Origin of the sequence: Flavobacterium panici, assembly GCF_024499525.1 — a bacterium.
In the GTDB taxonomy this organism is placed as follows: domain Bacteria; phylum Bacteroidota; class Bacteroidia; order Flavobacteriales; family Flavobacteriaceae; genus Flavobacterium; species Flavobacterium panici.
On sequence record NZ_CP100437.1, the window covers coordinates 5583814 to 5602674 of the forward strand.

Here is an 18861-nt window from a genome sequence, read left to right on the forward strand (position 1 = left end):
ATGAGCAGAATAAGAATTGTTCAAGGAACAACCACAATATACACAAAAGGGAATCACTATATGTATTCACAGGGAAATATTACTTTTAATGCAGGTGGTTTTATTAATGAAACAGCAGAAAGTCATTCTTACGGAGATCCCATTGAAGCTCCAACTTTTTTACTTGAAGATCGAATAGTTTATGTAAATGGACACTTTTATAATAAAGATGGAACTTTTGAGGGAAAAATAAATGAGCCTGATTTTCAAGGAAGTGTGGAAGATGTTTATATATGCGATGGAAAATCTACTCAAAAAGATAAAAATGGAGATGATTTTGTAACATATAATGGAACACAATTGTTGAAGGAAAATGATGCAAAAATCACAAACGATGAATTTATAAAATTTGTTGGAATTGCTTACGCTGAAAGCTCTGTGGGTAATGGAGTTGAAATTAAAAATGAAGTTTATGCTATTGCTAATGCAATGGTAAATTATGGAAGATTGGGAAGTAAAAAAACCTTAGCTTACGCTGCAACTGACGGCAATATTATGTTTGACAAATTTAAAAAAGCTATTAATGAAAAAAGAAATAACACCTTTATGCAAACGGCGCTTGCAGGAGGAATTAATGCGCTAATGGGAGGTAAAGATTACTCGAATAAAGGTACACACTGGGCAGGTAATGATATTGGGAGTAAATTTGAAAAATGGAATGAGGGACTAATTTTTATAGATTGTGATCATGATTTATTTAAGTTAGGAGATAATGCCGTTTCTGGAGAGCATTATATTAAATATAAAAATGGAAAAGCTCCTACCCTAAGAGGAAAATGGGATTATAAATGGGAAAGTACAGCCGCCTATAGTGGTAAAAACTCAAAAGGAAATTTATCAGGCACAACTTTTATGAAGGTTTCGGAAAAATTTAAAATAGCAACAGGAAGCAATGGGCAATAAATATATAAAATGTATTTGGATAATCATTTTTGTGTTACAATTTTCATTTTCTCAAAATAAAGAAGATCTCATTTTTAAAAATATTCCCAAAGCAAATTTTATGTTATACACTCCTGATGATATTTCAAATTTGCTGATATACAGCTGTATTAATTGTTCTTTTAGTATTGAGCACATTAGAGATCAAGCAGATTATAGTAATTATCACGATTCATTTAAAATAAATACCAGATTATTTGAAATTAATGAGTTATTAGATCAACAAGGAATGGATTTTTATAATGTGGATTATAATAATTATAAATATTTATTTGTCGTCTCTCAAGTTTCCGAACCCTCTCGATTTTCTTATAAATACAAACACTATTATTTATTTAAACTTAACAAAAACAACCAAGTGATACAATTTAAAAAACTACCTATAAATAAATTAAATAAAAAAAATGCTTTTTTAAAATTAGCAAACTAATCAAAAAATTTGTACAAACGGATGAAATAAAATTATGGGAACTAAAATAAAACAAGGCATATATTTATTAATTCTACTATTAATTTATAGTAAAACAATTTCGCAGAACAAAGTAGTAGACGTAAAAAAATATGCGTTTAATAAGTGCATAATTTATAATTATCAAAAAATTGATTCAACCTTTTATAAAAATTATAAAGATGCTTCGGGAGTACAAATCTCTGTAAATGGAAATTTCATAGAAGATGATATATTGAAAACTAAAATAATAGATTTTACGATTAATGTAACAGGATTATACTATTCTCTTCAAAATAATTTACACTTTGAAACGGGAGATAAAAACATTATTTTTTGTAATTGTTTTGATTTTTATGAATCAAAAGAACTGAATAATTTTGTAAAAAAGGTATTAAAGGATAGTAAATGATATAAGAGACAACTTCCCATGCTGGCTTGAGCGTCTTGCTCGTGAACATACTAAACGTCGACCATTTAAACAAGTATATAGTAAGAACAAGCCTAAATCCCAAAAAAGCTTTTAGAATTCCTAGTCGTTTCCTCCGCCACTTTATCTAAAGTAATTCCTTTAAACTGTGCAATTGTTCCGGCAACAAAAGGCAGAAAAGCAGGTTCGCATCTTCGTTCATGGTATTTCTTCAAGAGACTGTTCGGAACATTTTTTGGAAGCATAAACGGCGCATCGGTTTCGATCATCATTCGGTCAAGCGGAACGTACTGAATGACTTCTTTTAAATGACTGAAACGTTTGGTATCAGAAATCGCTCCGGTAAAACCAAGATAAAATCCGTTATCAAGATAGCTTTTGGCTTCTTGCAGCGTTCCCGTAAAACAATGCACAACGGCTTTTGGCAATTGCGGTAAATAGTCTTTGGTGATATTCATAAAACTATTGAAAGCAGCTCTTTCGTGCAAAAACAAAGGTTTCTGAACTTCGATCGCCAATTCTAATTGGGCTTTATAACATTGTTCCTGTTTGTTTCTGGGCGAAAAGTCACGATCAAAATCGAGTCCGCATTCGCCAACGGAAACGACTTGTTTCTGCTTTAATAAATTCCGCAGTTTCGAAATGCTTTTTTCGTCAAAACTCTTCGCATCATGCGGATGAATTCCAGCTGTGGAATATAATATTCCCGGATATTGTTTTGCGATTTCTAATGAAGCTTCGCTGTTTCGTACGCTCGTTCCGGTCAGGATCATTTGCGATACGTCGGCGTCGAGCGCGTCTTGTACAACATCGTCTAAGTCGTTTTGGAATTGTTTATTGGTTAGGTTGATTCCTATGTCTATGTATGTTTTCATTTTTTTTATTTTTTTGCCACTAAGGCACTAAGACACAAAGTTTTTTATTTTTAAGATGATTAAAATTGGAATTTGGAATTTAATCTTTGTCCATTTTCATATAAATTACCTCATTTTTAAACTCGCCCTGAATTACTTTTCCGTAAATGATTTTTGTCCAGCCATTTTCGAATCCGTGGTTGTTGGCGATTAGGAAACCTTTGTTTGTGTCGGTTTTTATGATTTTATGGGCGTTGATGTATCTGCCTTTTACTTTGCAGAATACGATATCGCCTATTTGGTAATTTTCGCTTTTTATAAATGTTAAGAGACTTCCGCTTTTTAATATGGGCCGCATTGAGTCTCCAAATGCTTTCATTTTTCCATTGCCGACTGTTTCTAATTCTGTTTTCAGTCGTTCGTATTTGTTATTCATATTTTTATTTTTGCTACGAAGGCTCTAAGACGCAAAGTTTCTTTTTGATCTTTGGTTTGTTTTTAATCTTGCGAAGTCGCAGAGTCGCAAAGTTTTTTACACAAAGTTTGTCATTTCGACGTAAGGAGAAATCTCCGCAAGAAACTCTACAAAGATTAGACTCACGTTGTGGAGCTACTCGTGGAGATTTCTCCTTACGTCGAAATGACATAAAATGAGGATACGTTGTGTTAGACGCACTGCTCTGTGCGTCTCTACGCTGAAAACTGCGACTGTGACTGAACACTCAAAACTGATCACTGACCACTAGTCTTCTCTACTTCCATCATCGGCCATTCTCACTAATTTTGGGGTAAATTTGGCGACAACATCAACTAATTCTTGTTGTGCTTCCATTACCTGATTGATATCTTTATAGGCCATTGGTGCTTCGTCCAAACCTGCACCAATAAGCGTAACGCCGTGATCTTTTAAGATCGTTTTCATTTCGGTTTTTGTGATATTTTTTATGGCCTGAGTTCTGCTCATTTGTCTTCCTGCACCATGCGAAGCAGAATTTATGGCGTTCTCCTCACCTTTTCCTCTCACTAAAAATCCCGGTGCGGTCATACTTCCCGGAATAATTCCCATAACGCCTTTTCCGGCCGGGGTTGCTCCTTTTCTATGTACGATTACTTCTTCTCCGTTCCAGATTTCTTTCCACGCAAAATTATGGTGGTTTTCGACTTTGGCTAAAATCGTTGCTCCCAAAGCTTTTTCCATTTTGTTATGGATAATTTCATGACAAGCCGAAGCGTAATCTCCCGCAAGGTTCATCGCCAGCCAATATTCTTGTCCTAATTGTGAATTCATATCTAAATAAGCTAAGTTTCTGGCTACTTCTGGAAGTTTGCATTCGTCTTTGGCAATTTTAGTATAATGTCCGGCAATTGTTGCGCCCATTCCGCGTGAACCTGAATGCGTTAACAAAGCGACATATTTACCTTTTGGAATATTCAAAACGGCATCGTCTTTTGCAAATTCCATGATTCCGAATTCGACAAAGTGATTTCCACCGCCAGAAGATCCTAATTGTGACCAGGCTTTATCTTTTAAATTTTTCACAAAAGGAGTCATGTTAAAAGTATCGTTCTCCAAAACTGCATGATCTGATTTGTATTGACCGTGAAATCCGTGACCTGCTCCAAAAATAGAATTGGCAATTAATTCTCTTTTGAATTTGGCTTCGTTTTCAAAATAAAAATCTTCTGCAATATCATAAACTGATAACGCCATTCTACAACCAATATCGACACCAACACCATACGGAATAATGGCATTTTTTGTGGCTAAAACTCCTCCAATCGGTAATCCGTAACCTTGATGCGCGTCTGGCATTAAAGCGCCTGCAACGGTAACGGGAAGTTTCATGGCAACTTCCATTTGTTTTCTAGCTCCGTCTTCGATTTGGTCTAATCCGTAAGCCGAATACGCATTTGGAGTTTCGTTTAAAGCGATGAAATCTTCTGGTTTTTCATTTGCTTTTTCGATCAAAGCAACGGCTAGTTTGCTGAATATTTTATCATCTATATAGTTTTCTGGAGTTTCTAATACGTTTTTAAAATTTGTGATCATTTGATCGCGGTTAAATCCGTTTCTTTTGCTGTTTATTTTTAATGCAATCCCAATTATTTTTCCTTCTGGGAATCCTAATTCTAATATATCTGTACCGTTTATTTGTGTATTCATGGTTTTGTTTTTTTGATAGTACAAAGGTTGTTTTGTACTGCGCAGTTATTTTGCGCAGCTGTTTTAATTCTAAGTTTTTTTCTCAGCGAAGACATATTTCTCGCAAAGTCGCAAAGTTTTATTTAGCCACAGATTAAAAGGATTAAAATGATTTTTTTTTCTCATTTTATGTCATTTCGACGGAGGAGAAATCGCACGAGTTAATCTACAAAGAGAATCGCCAATCTTTGTCGAGTTTCTAGTGCGATTTCTCGTTCCTCGAAATGACAAACCTGGTGTTTAATTTTATTTATTTGATGTTTATTCTACATCCATTTTAATTAATAATTTTAAAAGAGGTAATGTTTAGGAATGGTTTAATTTTCTTTGGAACGAAGGAACCATTTCCTGACGACACTCTTTTTTTAAGAGCAATATTGTATAAGTGATAATTTAGGACTCGAACCTAATAAATCAACCAACGAAGTAACACTTATAAACGGCATCTTATTTTTTGAAAAAGTAATAATTGATGAGAGTATTTTGAACCCTATACGAAGTAACTCTCACACACGACATTTTCCATTTTTTAAAAGAAGTAAAAATCAATAAGAGAATTGGGCGGGGCTTTGTCTGTGCCAGAGTCGAACTGGATAACCTTGCTGATTTTACAACTTCGTTATTCCTCCCCTAAATTGGAGACGAAGTATCTCTTATTTACGACATTCTTTTTATTTTATCGGGTTATGAGCGACAAGAGACTATTTATGCGTGTTTCCACTTACACCATCAGATTATCTGAACAGGATTCGAACCTGTAACACAATTCCCTCGAAGTAACTCTTGTCTACGACACCAATGTTTTTTTAAAACAAGACAACATTCAAAAAGAAATTTCTGCTCTAACCAGCTGAGCTACATCTCTAATTTTTAAAATAGAATTGATGGGAATTGAACCCACGACACGAAGTAATTCTTTTTTACGGTACTTGTTTTTATTTTCAATGAACTTATTTCTTTTACAAATATTCAAATACTACTGCGCAATTATTTTGCGCAGTAGATTCTTTTTTTTTATAATTCTATTCGGTTGATGTAATTCAACGCGCTGTTTTTATCTTCTAAAGCATTCAAAACATCAAATACTTTATCTGACCAGCCGGCTATTAAATATACATCGTTTTTTTCGATGTTTATTGGCGACTGACCGTAACCAGCCAAATCAAACAAATACAATTTTGCGTTTGGTGCGATAGTTTTGTATCGGTTCCATGAGTTTGCAAATGAGTCTTTTGTGTACGTATTATTCCACATTTGAACATCTGTAAACAACATTACTTTATCTACAATTTCTTTTCGGTTTATTAAGTCTTCTACAACCAAATGACCGTTTGTAGCATAACCAACTTCCCCTTCGCGTTTGTAATATTCGTTAACGTTAGCCAATATGCTTCGTTTTGGCATATTGATTATTTTCCAACGGTCACCAAACATACCGCTTATCACATTTTGACAACGGCTTTGCATTAACATACCCAACATCAAACCAATATCGTAAAGCATTACTTTACTTTTTGGTGAGATTGCTTTTTGCATAGAACCGGAAACGTCGCAGGCAATTACAACCGATGTATTAACATCAAAACCTTTTATGTTTTGTGAACTCGCCATAACAGCATCTTCTAAAGCATCTAAAACCATTGAAGTGTATTTGAAATTCAAGTCTTTCACTTCACGATACGCTGCTAAAAATCGGAATGGCAATTGTTTTGAGTTGGCGACTGCTTTTTCGTTAGAAAGGTAATCGCATACTTTCAACATATGAGAACCTGAAACATTCGCTTCTAAGATATTTCGTAAGTTACGTAACAAAGCCATGTAACCTATTTTACCGCTATCGATTAATTCCTCCCATTTTTGTTTGAATGCTTTTTGTTTTTCAATATGGTTGTAAAATTTTACTTGACCTAATTGCGACAATTCTGTTTCCCATGTATATGGCGTTTGCAAAGTGTTGTCTACCAATTTATCAAAGATTACTTGCTGTGCTTCGTCTTTTGCTTTTGGATGTACCAAAAACAAGGCATCTTTTAATTTTACTGCACCATCACGATTGTATTTTGCGAATTGGTATTCGTCAAATTTGTTGAACGAAACGGCTAAACCTTTTTGTATTTGTTTTGATAAACGGTTTAACTTTTTAACGCCATTTCGTTCGTTTGCCATTTGGTAATACGCTAACAATTCTGTTATTTCGTCTGCACGTTGTATAACATGAGTTATCATTTTACTGATTAATGAATCGCCAGAATATATTTTGGCTAATTCTACTACCAAAACTAATGGTACAGAACGCATATGCATTTCGTTACGGGCATAGACAGCCAATTTTGCTACAAATACCGGATTGCTTTTTTTGATTAAGCTTTGTATTCTTTGTAAACGAGTTGTATCTTTTTCATAAAATGAAGCGTTTAAACTTGTTGTTACAACTGCTGCGTACAATTCGTATTCTGATGTTAAAGAAAAAGCTGGTGCATTTTCATGATTAACTATATTGCTTTTATTGTTTTTCTCTTTTGCTAAAAAATTGAATTTCATAATTTCTGGTTTTTAAAATTAGACAATGGTTATTGTTTTATTTCTTGAGCAAAGATTTCAAAAGTAGTACGCAGTTATTTTGCGCAGTAAAAAAGAAATTTTAAATTTGAGTAAAAAACAAGATGAATTTAGAGAAAATCTATTCTGAATTACTTTTGAATATTGGCTTTTCAGCAAATGAAATTCAGCAGAACTGGAAGGATTTAGAAAAGGCATATTCAACAAAATCAAGACATTATCATAACTTAACTCATATTTCGGCTATGATTGAGAGTTTTGAAACGTATCGTGATAAACTTCAAAATCCAAATGAGATATTATTTTCTATTTTTTATCATGATTTTGTTTATTCGAGTTCTAAAAAAGATAACGAACTCAAAAGTGCCGAATATGCTTTGGCGATTTTACCTGAAAATATCAATTTAAATAAGCAATTAGTTTTTGATGCGATTTGTGCTACGCAGCAACATCAGCATAATAATATTGAGGATATTAACTGGCTGATTGATTTTGATTTGAAAATTCTTGCCCGAAACTGGGAAGATTATAAGATCTATTTTGAACAAATTAGAAAGGAATACCGAATTTATCCTGATTTTCTATACAAACCCGGGCGTGCCAAAGCCCTGAAACATTTTCTGGAAAATGAGTTTATTTTTCAGACCAATGAATTCCGAAATTTATATGAGAAGAAAGCGAGAATTAATATTGAAAAAGAGATTTCTTTATTAACGTAAAATTATACGCAAAGATATTCCGTAGAGACGCACAGCAGTGCGTCTACGCAAAGTAATTCGATACCAATATAACATAATGATTAAACCCGACAAGTTTTAAAAACCTGTCGGGTTTGTTTTATTTTTAACGTTGTGGATCATCGTTGCGGAGACGCACTGCTGTGCGCCTCTACGGTGCGCCTCTACGGAATATCTGTGTGGAATATCTGGGCGGAAAATTGAAATCATTTTATAATTATTAAAAACGATTTTTTTTGTTATCTCAGATGCGTGAGGGATTGAGGCGGTATCCTTTTGTGAAGAGAAACGGAACAAAAGATATAGCCGAAAGCCCGACCCGAAGGGACACGCCCAAATTATTATCCTTATATTATTTCCCTGAATAGTTAGGACAGCCGAAACATTTTCTGCTTAAATCAAACTGATAGGTTAACGAAAGTTCGTAGATTCCGCCTGTTTTCCCAATTTTTGTTGTGTTTAAATCGTATGAAAGTCCAAATCTTAAATGTTCGTACTGCAAGCCTGTAAAAAGATTTACAGAAGTCAGCAAATCGCCGTTGATTCCATTTTTTGCGGGATTTGTTACGGCTGTTGCGCCAAAGAATATTTTTTCAAATAATATCGAAGCTCCTAAATCAAGTCGGTTGTATCGGCCTTGCTGCATGTAATTTGAGGTTACAAAAAACTTGGTTTCGTACGGAAGCAGCAATACATCGATATAATCTATTACGAGGAATTCGTAACCTGCGCTCAAGGAGAAAAAGGTATTTAAGGGCACATTTCCATCTGAACTAAAGGCAATATTTGGTTTGTTAAGATGTTTCATCGAAAGGCCAACCCAAGCGTTGTCGTTATTGAAAACCATTCCGGCAGAAACATCAAAAAAGGTCATTTTTCTGTTTAAAGCCGCCTGGTCGTTTGTTCTTGAATTGATCACACCTGTTCGGATATTAATTTGATCTTCGAGCAATAAATTTTGAAATCCAAATGATTTAAGTCCGAAACCGGCTTCGACAGCGGGTCTAAAATACCAGTCGTCATTTAATCTTACTTTATAGGCATAATTGGCGTTTATCTGCGAATAATTATAGCTGGTCAGGTTTTCTCTTTGGTTTAAAAAACTAATTCCTAAACCGCTGTTTAATTTGTCGCTCCAGGTATTTACAAATGCATAATCGGTATCTATTTTAAGATCTAAATCCGGCCATTGTTCACGGTGAATTATACCTGCATAAGTGGTTTCCATAAATCCTGTAAATCCCGGATTTAGGGTTTCTGGAATTAGAAAATATTGTGTAAAAATAGGATCTTGCGCTTTTGCCTGAGAATAGAAGCAACATGTAATAATTATAATAAATAGTTTTAATCTCATTGGTTATTCTGTTGCTTATTTAATTAGTGTAAATGCTCCTTTTTCTACTACAGTATGGTGGTAAAAGGTATTTAAGGTTATTTTATAATAGTAGTTCCCGTTTTCGGCATCTATGTCTTTTACTTTTCCATTCCACCCTCTAATGTTTGTTCCGGTTTCTGAGTAAATAACAGCGCCCCAAGTGTCATAAACGTCTAAGGTAATGTCTGATAAACCAAGAAATACTGGCGCAAACGTATCGTTCATTCCGTCATTATTTGGTGTAAAGGCATTTGGCATAATTAAGCTGTATCCTTTTTCTACTTTTAATGTTGTGCTATACGTGTATTGACAGCCAAAAGGATAGGTTACGGTTTGCTTTATAGTATACGTTCCTTCTTTAGTATAGATATGTTTTGGATTTTCTTCGTCTGAGAAATTTCCATCTCCAAAATCCCAGGAAATTAATGTGAAAGTTCCAGTCGCTAAATTGGTAAACGTGATAGGATCGTAAATTGAATATAAATCGTACATGTCTTTTCCGTAAGAACCTGTCGAGAAGTTCGCAATACCTAAAACTGGCGTATCGACATTGTATGAAACATCTGCAGAACAGCCAAAACTGTCTTTTACAGTAAAGATTACCAAACCGTTATTATCGGTATTCATAATTTCACCATTTACTCCAGAAACTACTCCATCTGACCAACTAAGTGTATAAGGCGGAATTCCTCCTTTTACATGTCCTACAAATGTTTGTTTAACATGTTTGGTATCACAATTAAAATCTGTTAACACTTCGATTGATGGCGTAAGCTGTTCGAAACGGGTGATTTTAAACGATGCCGATTTATTACAGCCGTTTGCATCGGTTACTTTTACGGTATAGTTATTTGGTATTAAATTTTCTAAATCTTCAGTATTTGCACCATTTGACCATTCGTATGTAAATGGCGGTGTTCCACCTGTTACTACCAAATTGATAGAACCTGTATTAGCATTAAGACAGTCTAATGGGTTTTTAACATCGGCATTTAATTCTAATAATAAAGGATTATCAATTATCCATGAACCTTTAATGATACAGTTTTTGTCGTCGGTAATGGTTACCGAATATTTTCCCGGCCCTAAATTGTTTCTCTCAATTCCAGCTGTTGCGTCATCATCCCAAACTAATTTTACAGGCGCTTTTCCGCCTACAAGATTTAAACGGATATGAGCATCTTTTTCGCCATAACAAGATATTTTTTTAATATCTGGATCGATTTTAAAAATTGGTGCGTTGTCGATTACTATCGTAAAATCTTTAGGACAGCCTACAGCATCGGTAATAGAAATAATATAAGTTCCTGCTGATAAATTATTTTGTACAAGTCCGGTTCCTAAATTACTCCATTTAATAATGTACGGATCTCCGGTTGCAAATGGAACTCCGCCAGTTATCTTGTTAATCGTTATCGAAGCATCGGCATAATCATAACATGCAATTTCGGTTTTAGTATAATCTATTTTTATTTCATCATTTTGAAGTAATATCACATCAAGATCATCTGTACAACCCGAATTATCTGAAACGGTTAGATGATAATTTCCGGCTGGAACATTTCTTAGATTTTGAGAATAACTCGTATATCCGTTTGGTCCTGTCCAAAAATAGCTGTAGCTGTAAACACCCGGAGAAGTTTCTGTTACTCTTCCTCCAACTGTTTTTACATCAATTTCTCCTGTTGAATAACCATAACATAAAACATCAACTTTGCTTACAAAACTAAGTTCTAACAATGGCGGTTCTTCGATCTTGTAATTTCCATGGAGAATTCCACAGTTATTTTTTTCTGTAATGGTTACATCATAAACTCCCGGCTCCAGATTACTCAGGTTTCCGGAATTTGCGGTAAAAGGATTTCCATCTTTTGTCCATAGATAGGTATAAGGTAAATTTCCGCCAGATACGTTTACATTAATTCTTCCGTCGTTAAGACCAAAACAGGTTATATCTTGTTTGTATTCTCCTAAAATTTGAAATTTCCCCGGTTCACCCACATAATACGATCGTGAAAACGGACAATTTCCATTATCTCCTACCGTTAAATTATAATATCCCGGTTTTAAGTTCGAAATATTTTGGTTTGAACTCGTGTATCCGTCAGGTCCTGTCCATGTATACGTATAAGGTGCGCCTGTTGTAAACGGAATTCCTCCCGCAACGGTTATGTTTATTGCACCATCGTTAGCTCCAAAACAAGTTCCCTGCTTTATAATTTCTGTTACATTTATCAATGGATCGACTGTTACTGTAATCGTAAAATCTGGTCCCGGACATAGTTTAGAAATTGGTGAAACGGTATAAACAACTGTTGCGCGATTATTAGTAAGATTGGTTAAAGTCTGACCGATACTTGTTCTTGGTGTTGTTTCTGCAAATGCACCGCTTATCGCTCCCGCAGGAGTAACTACCGGATTCGACCAAACAAAAGTTGTTCCGGCTGGTACATTATCTGTAGTTCCGTTGCTGACTGGCGTAATCTGAAATGAATTGCCACTGCAAATTACTGCCGTTTTAGGTGTTATTACAGGCGAAAGAACCATATCTACAGAAAAATTTCTTGATACACTTGTTGTTCCGCAGCTATTTGTAACACTAAAAGTAGCGGTATAATTTCCAGTTTTGGTATAATTAATAGAACCCGGATTTAATGATGTAGATGTTGAAGGCGTTCCTCCCGGAAAACTCCATAAATAGGTAATCTCTGAACTTGGAGAACAAGTTTCTACTACTGTACCAACTGGTCTGATTGTGGCAGATTTACAGAAATCAGAAATAGGATCTAATTTGATTACTGGTTTCTTTTTTACATCAATATATCTTGTAGTATATTGATAAACACCACAAGAGTTTAGTGTTCTTAACCTTAGTTCATATGTTCCCGGAATACTGAAATTAATAACTGGATTTCTAACATACTGACCATTTACAAAATAAGATTGTCCCAGCCCTTTTCCGCAAAATCCTTCATAATAACTCAAAACTTCCCAATAATAACTTTCTGCACCGCAGCCTAAACTTGTGTCTGTTGTATTCGTTATCTGAACATTTTCTGAAGCACAAGCTGTTGCATAAGTAAAACTTGGTACTAATACAGGCTCTACACAAATGGTTTGCGTGGTTGATCTTCCAATTCCGCAGGGAGTTTGAGCAGATAATTTTATGGTATAAGTTCCCGGCTGAGTATAGACGTGAGAAGGACTTACTTCTCTGGAAACAGGTGTTCCGTCTCCAAAATCCCAAGTGTATACATTATAAGTGCTGCAATCATTTGTATAACCTGCCTGAGTTGTATTATGAAATTGAGTATACGTATTTGCACATGCAATACTTTGTACGTTGAAACTTATTACAGGAACATCTAAAATAATAATTGGCCCGGCGGTTAAATAAGTGCTTCCACAAGAAGTTGTTATAGTTAATGTAACCGTATTTCCTGATGGACAATTAAATCGTGTAAACGTATGCGGAATAGGGAAATTTTGCGACGCCTGCGGATTTAAACTGTTATAATATGGAGAACTTTCTAATTGCGCCTGCGTATAACTTTGGAACGTTCCATCACCATAATTTACCTGATAATTAGTATCAGATGGATTTAGTCCCCATGATCCAATTGCAAAATCCATTGGCGGTACAGGTGTACATAAGTTTGTTGTATTACCCGGTGCAATAAGTGCCCCAATTGGGTTATTAGAATTTTTTACAACATAGGTAATCGAATTATTGCAGGTACTTGTTCCCATTGCAGTAATTACCATGTTGAACGAACCTAATTTTTTGTATTCATGTTTTTTAGGAAAAACAACATTAGTTTCGGTGCTGCCGTCTCCCCAATCTACATTGTAAGATGTGACACAAGAAGCAGAAGCCGAGCTGTTTCCAACATTTATTGTATATTTTGGATTTGAGTTATTATCACCACATCTTTCAAAAGGTTTTGCAGATGTCGGAGCACTTAAATCAACGAATTTTAAATCTGGTTTTTGCTTTACCGAAACGGTTTTGGTAACCGAATTTACTTCGCCATTTGCATCTGTAACCGTAAGTTTTACAGTAAAGTCTTGAGATCCGCAGCCAAGTGCTGTAAAAGCATGGTTCGGGTTATTTATTGCTGCTGAAGTGCCATCTCCAAAATCCCATTTATAAGTAAAAGGTGCCGCGCCGGTAACTACTGCATTGAATGTTACAGGAGTACCTGAGCAGGCATTATTATTGGTAAAATTAAAATCAACAGTTGGAGGAACAGTAAGATTATAACAATCCTTAAGGGCTAAATTACTTCTGTCATTTGTATTAAAGGCAAATAATGAAGTAGTAATAAAAAAAACACAATATATGTGCAGCGAGTAAAGTTTCCCCATGTGGTATTGTTAAAATTTGAGCGGTAAAAGTAGACGATTTTATTTAACAAAAAAATAGTAGAAATACTCATTTTGAATAAGTTTTAAAACTACTACGCAAAGCTGTTGCGTATTACAATAAAATCAGTATTTTTATCTGTAAATAAATATAAACTATGTTTTATTTATGCCACCGATTTAAGAGATTTCAGCAGATTTTTTTAATCCTTTTAATCCTTTTAATCTGTGGCATAAAATAAAAATTAACGCTTTTGCGACCAAAACCCATATAATATATGTCACAAAATAAAAACGCCTTAATTCGGTACAAAACGATTGACAAATGTTTGCAGAATAAATACCGGCAATGGACTTTAGAAGATTTAATCGAATGCTGCTCTGAAGCTTTATTTGAATATGAAGGCCGCGAAAACCCCATAAGTAAGCGAACTATTCAAATGGACATTCAATTGATGCGAAGTGAAAAGCTGGGTTACAATGCGCCAATTGTTGTTTACGATAAAAAGTATTATAAATATGAAGACGAAGATTTCACGATAACCGATATTCCATTGACGGAAACAGATATGAATGTTTTGACCGAAACGGTTTCGATGTTAAAACAATTCAAAGATTTCTCCCTTTTTAATGATGTATCTGATATTTTACAGCGTTTAGAAGATAAAATCTACGCCGAAAAATCACATACAAAACCTGTAATTTATTTGGATAAAAATGAGAATCTAAAAGGTCTTCATTATTTAGATGAAATTTATCAGGCGATTATAAAGAAAATGGTTCTGATTATTACTTATAAATCTTTTAAATCGAGAGAAGAAACTAAATTTCATTTTCATCCTTTTATATTAAAGGAATTCAACAACCGCTGGTTTTTAATTGGGAAGAAAAAAGCATCACAGCCAATTACAAATTTAGCTTTGGACAGAATAATTTCTATTGATTATGATTTTAATCTTCCTTATTTAGAAGAAGATTTTGATGCAGATAATTATTATAGGGATGTAATTGGAGTTACAGTCAATTCAGGATTAAAAGCAAGGAGAATTGAATTGTGGGTCGATGCTTCGAATGCCCCGTACGTCATCACAAAACCTTTGCATACTTCTCAGCGTGTTATTAAAGAAAATGAAGATGGAAGTATTATCGTGCATTTGTTTGTAATACCAAATTATGAAATGGAAAGGCTTTTTCTGGGTTTTGGAAGCTGTGTTGAAATTTTAAGACCCGAAGGACTCAGAAATCGTATAAAAAAGATTTTTCAGGATTCAATTTCAAGATACGAACCTGAAAATTCTATTGAATTAAATTCATAATTTTTTGAAGAATGAAGAATTAAACCCGATTTTAAAATTAAAAAAAGATTTTGACACCATCAAAAATGTTAAAATCCAAAAAAAGAATAGTATATTTCACTCTAAATAAACCACCAAACCACACTAAATCAGTGGGATTTTTTAACTAACCAAAAATTTATTAAAAAATTATATGCATGCATAGTATTTTTTAATTATATTTGAAATCGATATAGTTACCTATGAAAGACAAAACAATAGATTATATTTTGAGAGCTACATGGCAGGCTGTTTCAAGAATGTATAATGAAGAGGCTGCAAAGTACGATGCTACCATGGCAACAGGATTTGCTCTTTTAAGTATGGATAAGGAAGAAGGAACTCCATCAACCGCTTTAGGCCCAAGAATGGGTATGGAAGCAACCAGCTTAACAAGAACACTTAAATCTATGGAAGAAAAAGGTTTAATTGTTCGCAAAAAAAACCCAAGTGACGGACGAGGTGTTTTAATCTACCTGACCGATTTTGGAAAAGAAAAAAGAGATTTATCTAAAAATACAGTTCTGAAATTTAATGAAACAGTTAGAAAACATGTATCAGACGAGAAACTGAAACATTTTATCGAAGTTTCTGAAATCATAAATGAATTAATTCAGGATAAAAATATTTTCAATCACACGAACGCCAGCGATCTGGCAAAGCAAACAGAAAACCCAGAAAATGAATAATCTTTTTTAAAGGAAAATTCAGATTCTACCCAAAAAAACAAATTTTACAAATATGAAACGCACAATTAAAAAAGTTGCTGTAATTGGATCCGGAATTATGGGTTCAGGTATAGCTTGTCATTTTGCTAACATTGGTGTTGAAGTTTTACTTCTGGACATCGTACCTCGCGAACTGACTGAAGCTGAAGCTAAAAAAGGATTAACACTTGAAAGTAAAGCCGTTCGCAACCGTGTGGTAAACGAACATTTGGCGAATTCATTAAAATCAAAACCCTCTCCTATTTACAGTCAAAAATTCGCAAACAGAATCACGACTGGAAATACAACTGATGATATGGCAAAAATTGCCAATGTTGACTGGATTATCGAGGTTGTTGTAGAGCGTTTAGACATTAAGAAATTAGTTTTTGAACAAATCGAGAAATTCCGTAAACCGGGAACTTTAGTTACTTCTAACACTTCTGGTATTCCAATTCATTTTATGAGCGAAGGAAGAAGCGAAGATTTTCAACAACACTTCTGCGGAACTCACTTTTTTAACCCTGCGCGTTACTTAAAATTATTTGAAATTATTCCTGGTCCAAAAACTTCTACTGAAGTATTGGATTTCTTAAACGAATACGGATCTAAATTTTTAGGAAAAACATCTGTTGTTGCTAAAGATACTCCGGCGTTTATTGGAAACAGAATTGGTATTTACGGAATCCAGAGTTTATTCCACTTGGTAAAAGAAATGGGATTAACAATCGAAGAAGTTGATAAATTGACTGGACCAGTAATTGGTCGTCCAAAATCAGCTACTTTCCGTACGGTTGACGTTGTTGGTTTAGATACTTTGGTACACGTTGCCAACGGTATTTATGAAAACTGCCCAAATGACGAACAACACGAATTGTTCAAACTTCCTGATTTCATCAACAAAATGATGGAAAATAATTGGTTAGGAAGCAAAACCGGACAAGGTTTTTATAAAAAAGTAGACAAAGATATTCTTTCTTTAGACTTAGATACATTAGAATACCGCGCTGCGAAAAAAGCAAATTTTGCTACTCTTGAACTAACAAAGACTATCGATAAACCAATCAATCGTTTTAAAGTTTTAGTTAAAGGAACAGACAAAGCGGGAGAATTCTACCGTAAGAGTTTCGCTGGAATGTTTGCTTATGTGTCAAACAGAATTCCTGAAATCTCAGACGAATTATACAAAATTGACGATGCGATGAAAGCTGGTTTTGGATGGGAAAATGGTCCATTCGAAATCTGGGATGCCATTGGTGTTGCCAAAGGAATTGAAATCATGAAAGCTGAAGGTTTAGAGCCTGCTGCATGGGTTAGTGAAATGTTGGCTTCTGGAAGTGAAAGTTTCTATTCTGTTAAAGAAGGAGCAACTTATTTCTATAACATTCCAACAAAATCTCAAGTAAAAGTTCCTGGACAAGATTCATTCATTATTCTGAACAACATCCGCGAAAGCAAAAAAGTTTGGAGCAATAGTGGTGCAATCATTCAGGATTTAGGAGACGGAATTTTGAACTTAGAATTCCAATCTAAAATGAATACAATTGGTGGCGATGTACTTCAGGCTATCAATAAAGCAATTGACTTATCTGAAAAAGAATACCAAGGTTTAGTTATTGGAAACCAGGCAGCGAATTTCTCTGTTGGGGCTAATATCGGAATGATTTTCATGATGGCAGTTGAACAGGAATACGACGAATTGAACATGGCAATTAAATTGTTTCAAGATACAATGATGCGTGTTCGTTATTCTTCAATTCCAGTTGTAGTGGCGCCTCACGGAATGACTTTTGGTGGTGGATGCGAAATGAGCTTACACGCTGATAAAGTAGTTGCTGCTGCAGAAACGTATATGGGATTAGTTGAATTTGGTGTTGGAGTTATCCCTGGTGGTGGTGGTTCTAAAGAAATGACTTTAAGAGCTTCAGATTTATTCCGCAAAAATGATGTGGAATTGAACGTTCTTCAAGAGTATTTCTTAACTATCGCAATGGCAAAAGTTTCAACTTCTGGTTATGAAGCTTTTGACACTGGACTTCTTCAACATGGAAAAGATGTTATTGTGGTAAACAAAGATCGTCAGATTGCTGAAGCTAAAAAACATGCATTGTTATTAGCTGAAGCTGGTTATACACAACCTATCAGAAGAACGGATGTTAAAGTTCTAGGAAAACAAGCATTAGGTATGTTCTTAGTTGGAACAGATCAAATGGAAGCTGGAAAATACATTTCTGAGCACGACAAGAAAATTGCTAACAAACTGGCTTACGTAATGGCTGGTGGTGATTTATCTGAAGCTACTTTAGTATCTGAACAATATTTATTAGATATCGAACGTGAAGCTTTCTTGAGTTTATGTACAGAACGCAAGACGTTAGAAAGAATCCAGTACATGTTAACTAAAGGAAAACCTTTGAGAAACTAGTATCAAGTAATAAGAATTAAGTATTAAGAAATGCACCAGTTTGAAAAATTAAAGATTTGGCAAAAAGCAATGGATATAGCGGTTTATGTTTATGAAATCTCAGCATTGCTGCCAAATGATGAAAAATTCAATTTAATTCATCAAATAAAAAAATGTGCTGTTTCTATTCCTTCAAATATTGCTGAAGGTTCAGGTAGAAATTCAGATAAAGAATTTATGCATTTTTTAGGAATTGCAAATGGTTCAACTTTTGAATTAATAACCCAATTAATACTTGCAAAAAGACTTAAGCTTGTTAATGAAGATTTAATTCAACCAACTATTAATCAATTAGTAGAAGTTTCGAATATGAATTTTTCATTTCAAAGATCACTAAAGGATAAAATCAACAAAACAATTGGAAAATCTTAATACTTAATTCTCCAATCTTAATACAATCATTT

General features: G+C 34.4%; 14 protein-coding genes. 8 read left to right on the forward strand and 6 right to left on the reverse strand.

Translation table 11 applies throughout. The features are described 5' to 3' along the window. From NLJ00_RS23290 to NLJ00_RS23300, 3 genes are read left to right on the forward strand one after another with little or no spacing between them, the layout of a single operon-like run. Positions 1-942, forward strand: coding sequence for a hypothetical protein (locus NLJ00_RS23290; protein ID WP_256635591.1), 942 nt, complete (start codon positions 1-3; stop codon positions 940-942). Further along, the gene (locus NLJ00_RS23295) at positions 932-1411 is read left to right on the forward strand and encodes a hypothetical protein (RefSeq protein WP_256635592.1); all 480 of its coding nucleotides are present in this window, start codon (positions 932-934) and stop codon (positions 1409-1411) included. The genes NLJ00_RS23290 and NLJ00_RS23295 overlap by 11 nt, the downstream gene beginning before the upstream one ends. 34 nt (positions 1412-1445) lie before the next feature. After that, the gene (locus tag NLJ00_RS23300) at positions 1446-1841 is read left to right on the forward strand and encodes a hypothetical protein (protein WP_256635593.1); all 396 of its coding nucleotides are present in this window, start codon (positions 1446-1448) and stop codon (positions 1839-1841) included. 92 nt (positions 1842-1933) lie between these two features. Here NLJ00_RS23300 and NLJ00_RS23305 read toward each other — a convergent pair whose 3' ends face one another. From NLJ00_RS23305 to NLJ00_RS23320, 4 genes are all read right to left on the reverse strand, one after another. Then, on the reverse strand, positions 1934-2734 hold the full coding sequence (locus NLJ00_RS23305) for a TatD family hydrolase (protein WP_256635594.1): 801 nt from the start codon (positions 2732-2734) through the stop codon (positions 1934-1936). A 79-nt stretch (positions 2735-2813) separates the two neighbouring features. Then, positions 2814-3149, reverse strand: coding sequence for a S24 family peptidase (locus tag NLJ00_RS23310; protein ID WP_256635595.1), 336 nt, complete (start codon positions 3147-3149; stop codon positions 2814-2816). Between the two features lie 306 nt (positions 3150-3455). After that, entirely contained in the window at positions 3456-4877 is a 1422-nt protein-coding gene (locus tag NLJ00_RS23315) for an RtcB family protein (RefSeq protein ID WP_256635596.1), read from the reverse strand. Positions 4878-5930: 1053 nt separating this feature from the next. Continuing rightward, the gene (locus tag NLJ00_RS23320) at positions 5931-7457 is read right to left on the reverse strand and encodes a TROVE domain-containing protein (RefSeq protein ID WP_256635597.1); all 1527 of its coding nucleotides are present in this window, start codon (positions 7455-7457) and stop codon (positions 5931-5933) included. A 122-nt stretch (positions 7458-7579) separates the two neighbouring features. On the opposite strand from NLJ00_RS23320, the gene NLJ00_RS23325 reads away from it, so the two are divergent. Then, positions 7580-8194: an HD domain-containing protein gene (locus tag NLJ00_RS23325; protein WP_256635598.1), complete on the forward strand. Its 615-nt coding sequence runs from the start codon at positions 7580-7582 to the stop codon at positions 8192-8194. 370 nt (positions 8195-8564) lie between these two features. On the opposite strand, the gene NLJ00_RS23330 is transcribed toward NLJ00_RS23325, so the two are convergent. Beyond that, positions 8565-9566, reverse strand: a complete 1002-nt coding sequence (locus NLJ00_RS23330) for a PorP/SprF family type IX secretion system membrane protein (protein WP_256635599.1) — start codon at positions 9564-9566, stop codon at positions 8565-8567. Positions 9567-9581: 15 nt separating this feature from the next. Next, on the reverse strand, positions 9582-13955 hold the full coding sequence (locus tag NLJ00_RS25065; protein WP_269468182.1) for a PKD domain-containing protein: 4374 nt from the start codon (positions 13953-13955) through the stop codon (positions 9582-9584). 275 nt (positions 13956-14230) lie between these two features. Here NLJ00_RS25065 and NLJ00_RS23350 point away from each other — a divergent pair, with 275 nt between their 5' ends. The 4 genes from NLJ00_RS23350 (at position 14231) to NLJ00_RS23365 (ending at position 18829) form a co-directional block, all read left to right on the forward strand. After that, positions 14231-15268 carry a helix-turn-helix transcriptional regulator gene (locus tag NLJ00_RS23350; protein WP_180858263.1) on the forward strand — a complete coding sequence of 346 codons (1038 nt, stop codon included), beginning with the start codon at positions 14231-14233 and terminating at the stop codon, positions 15266-15268. A 221-nt stretch (positions 15269-15489) separates the two neighbouring features. Next, the gene (locus tag NLJ00_RS23355; protein ID WP_256635600.1) at positions 15490-15975 is read left to right on the forward strand and encodes a MarR family winged helix-turn-helix transcriptional regulator; all 486 of its coding nucleotides are present in this window, start codon (positions 15490-15492) and stop codon (positions 15973-15975) included. A 52-nt stretch (positions 15976-16027) separates the two neighbouring features. Beyond that, a complete protein-coding gene (locus tag NLJ00_RS23360) occupies positions 16028-18418 on the forward strand; it encodes a 3-hydroxyacyl-CoA dehydrogenase/enoyl-CoA hydratase family protein (protein ID WP_256635601.1) in 2391 nt (796 codons plus the stop codon). A 30-nt stretch (positions 18419-18448) separates the two neighbouring features. Then, a complete protein-coding gene (locus NLJ00_RS23365) occupies positions 18449-18829 on the forward strand; it encodes a four helix bundle protein (RefSeq protein ID WP_180858257.1) in 381 nt (126 codons plus the stop codon). Positions 18830-18861 lie beyond the last annotated feature (32 nt).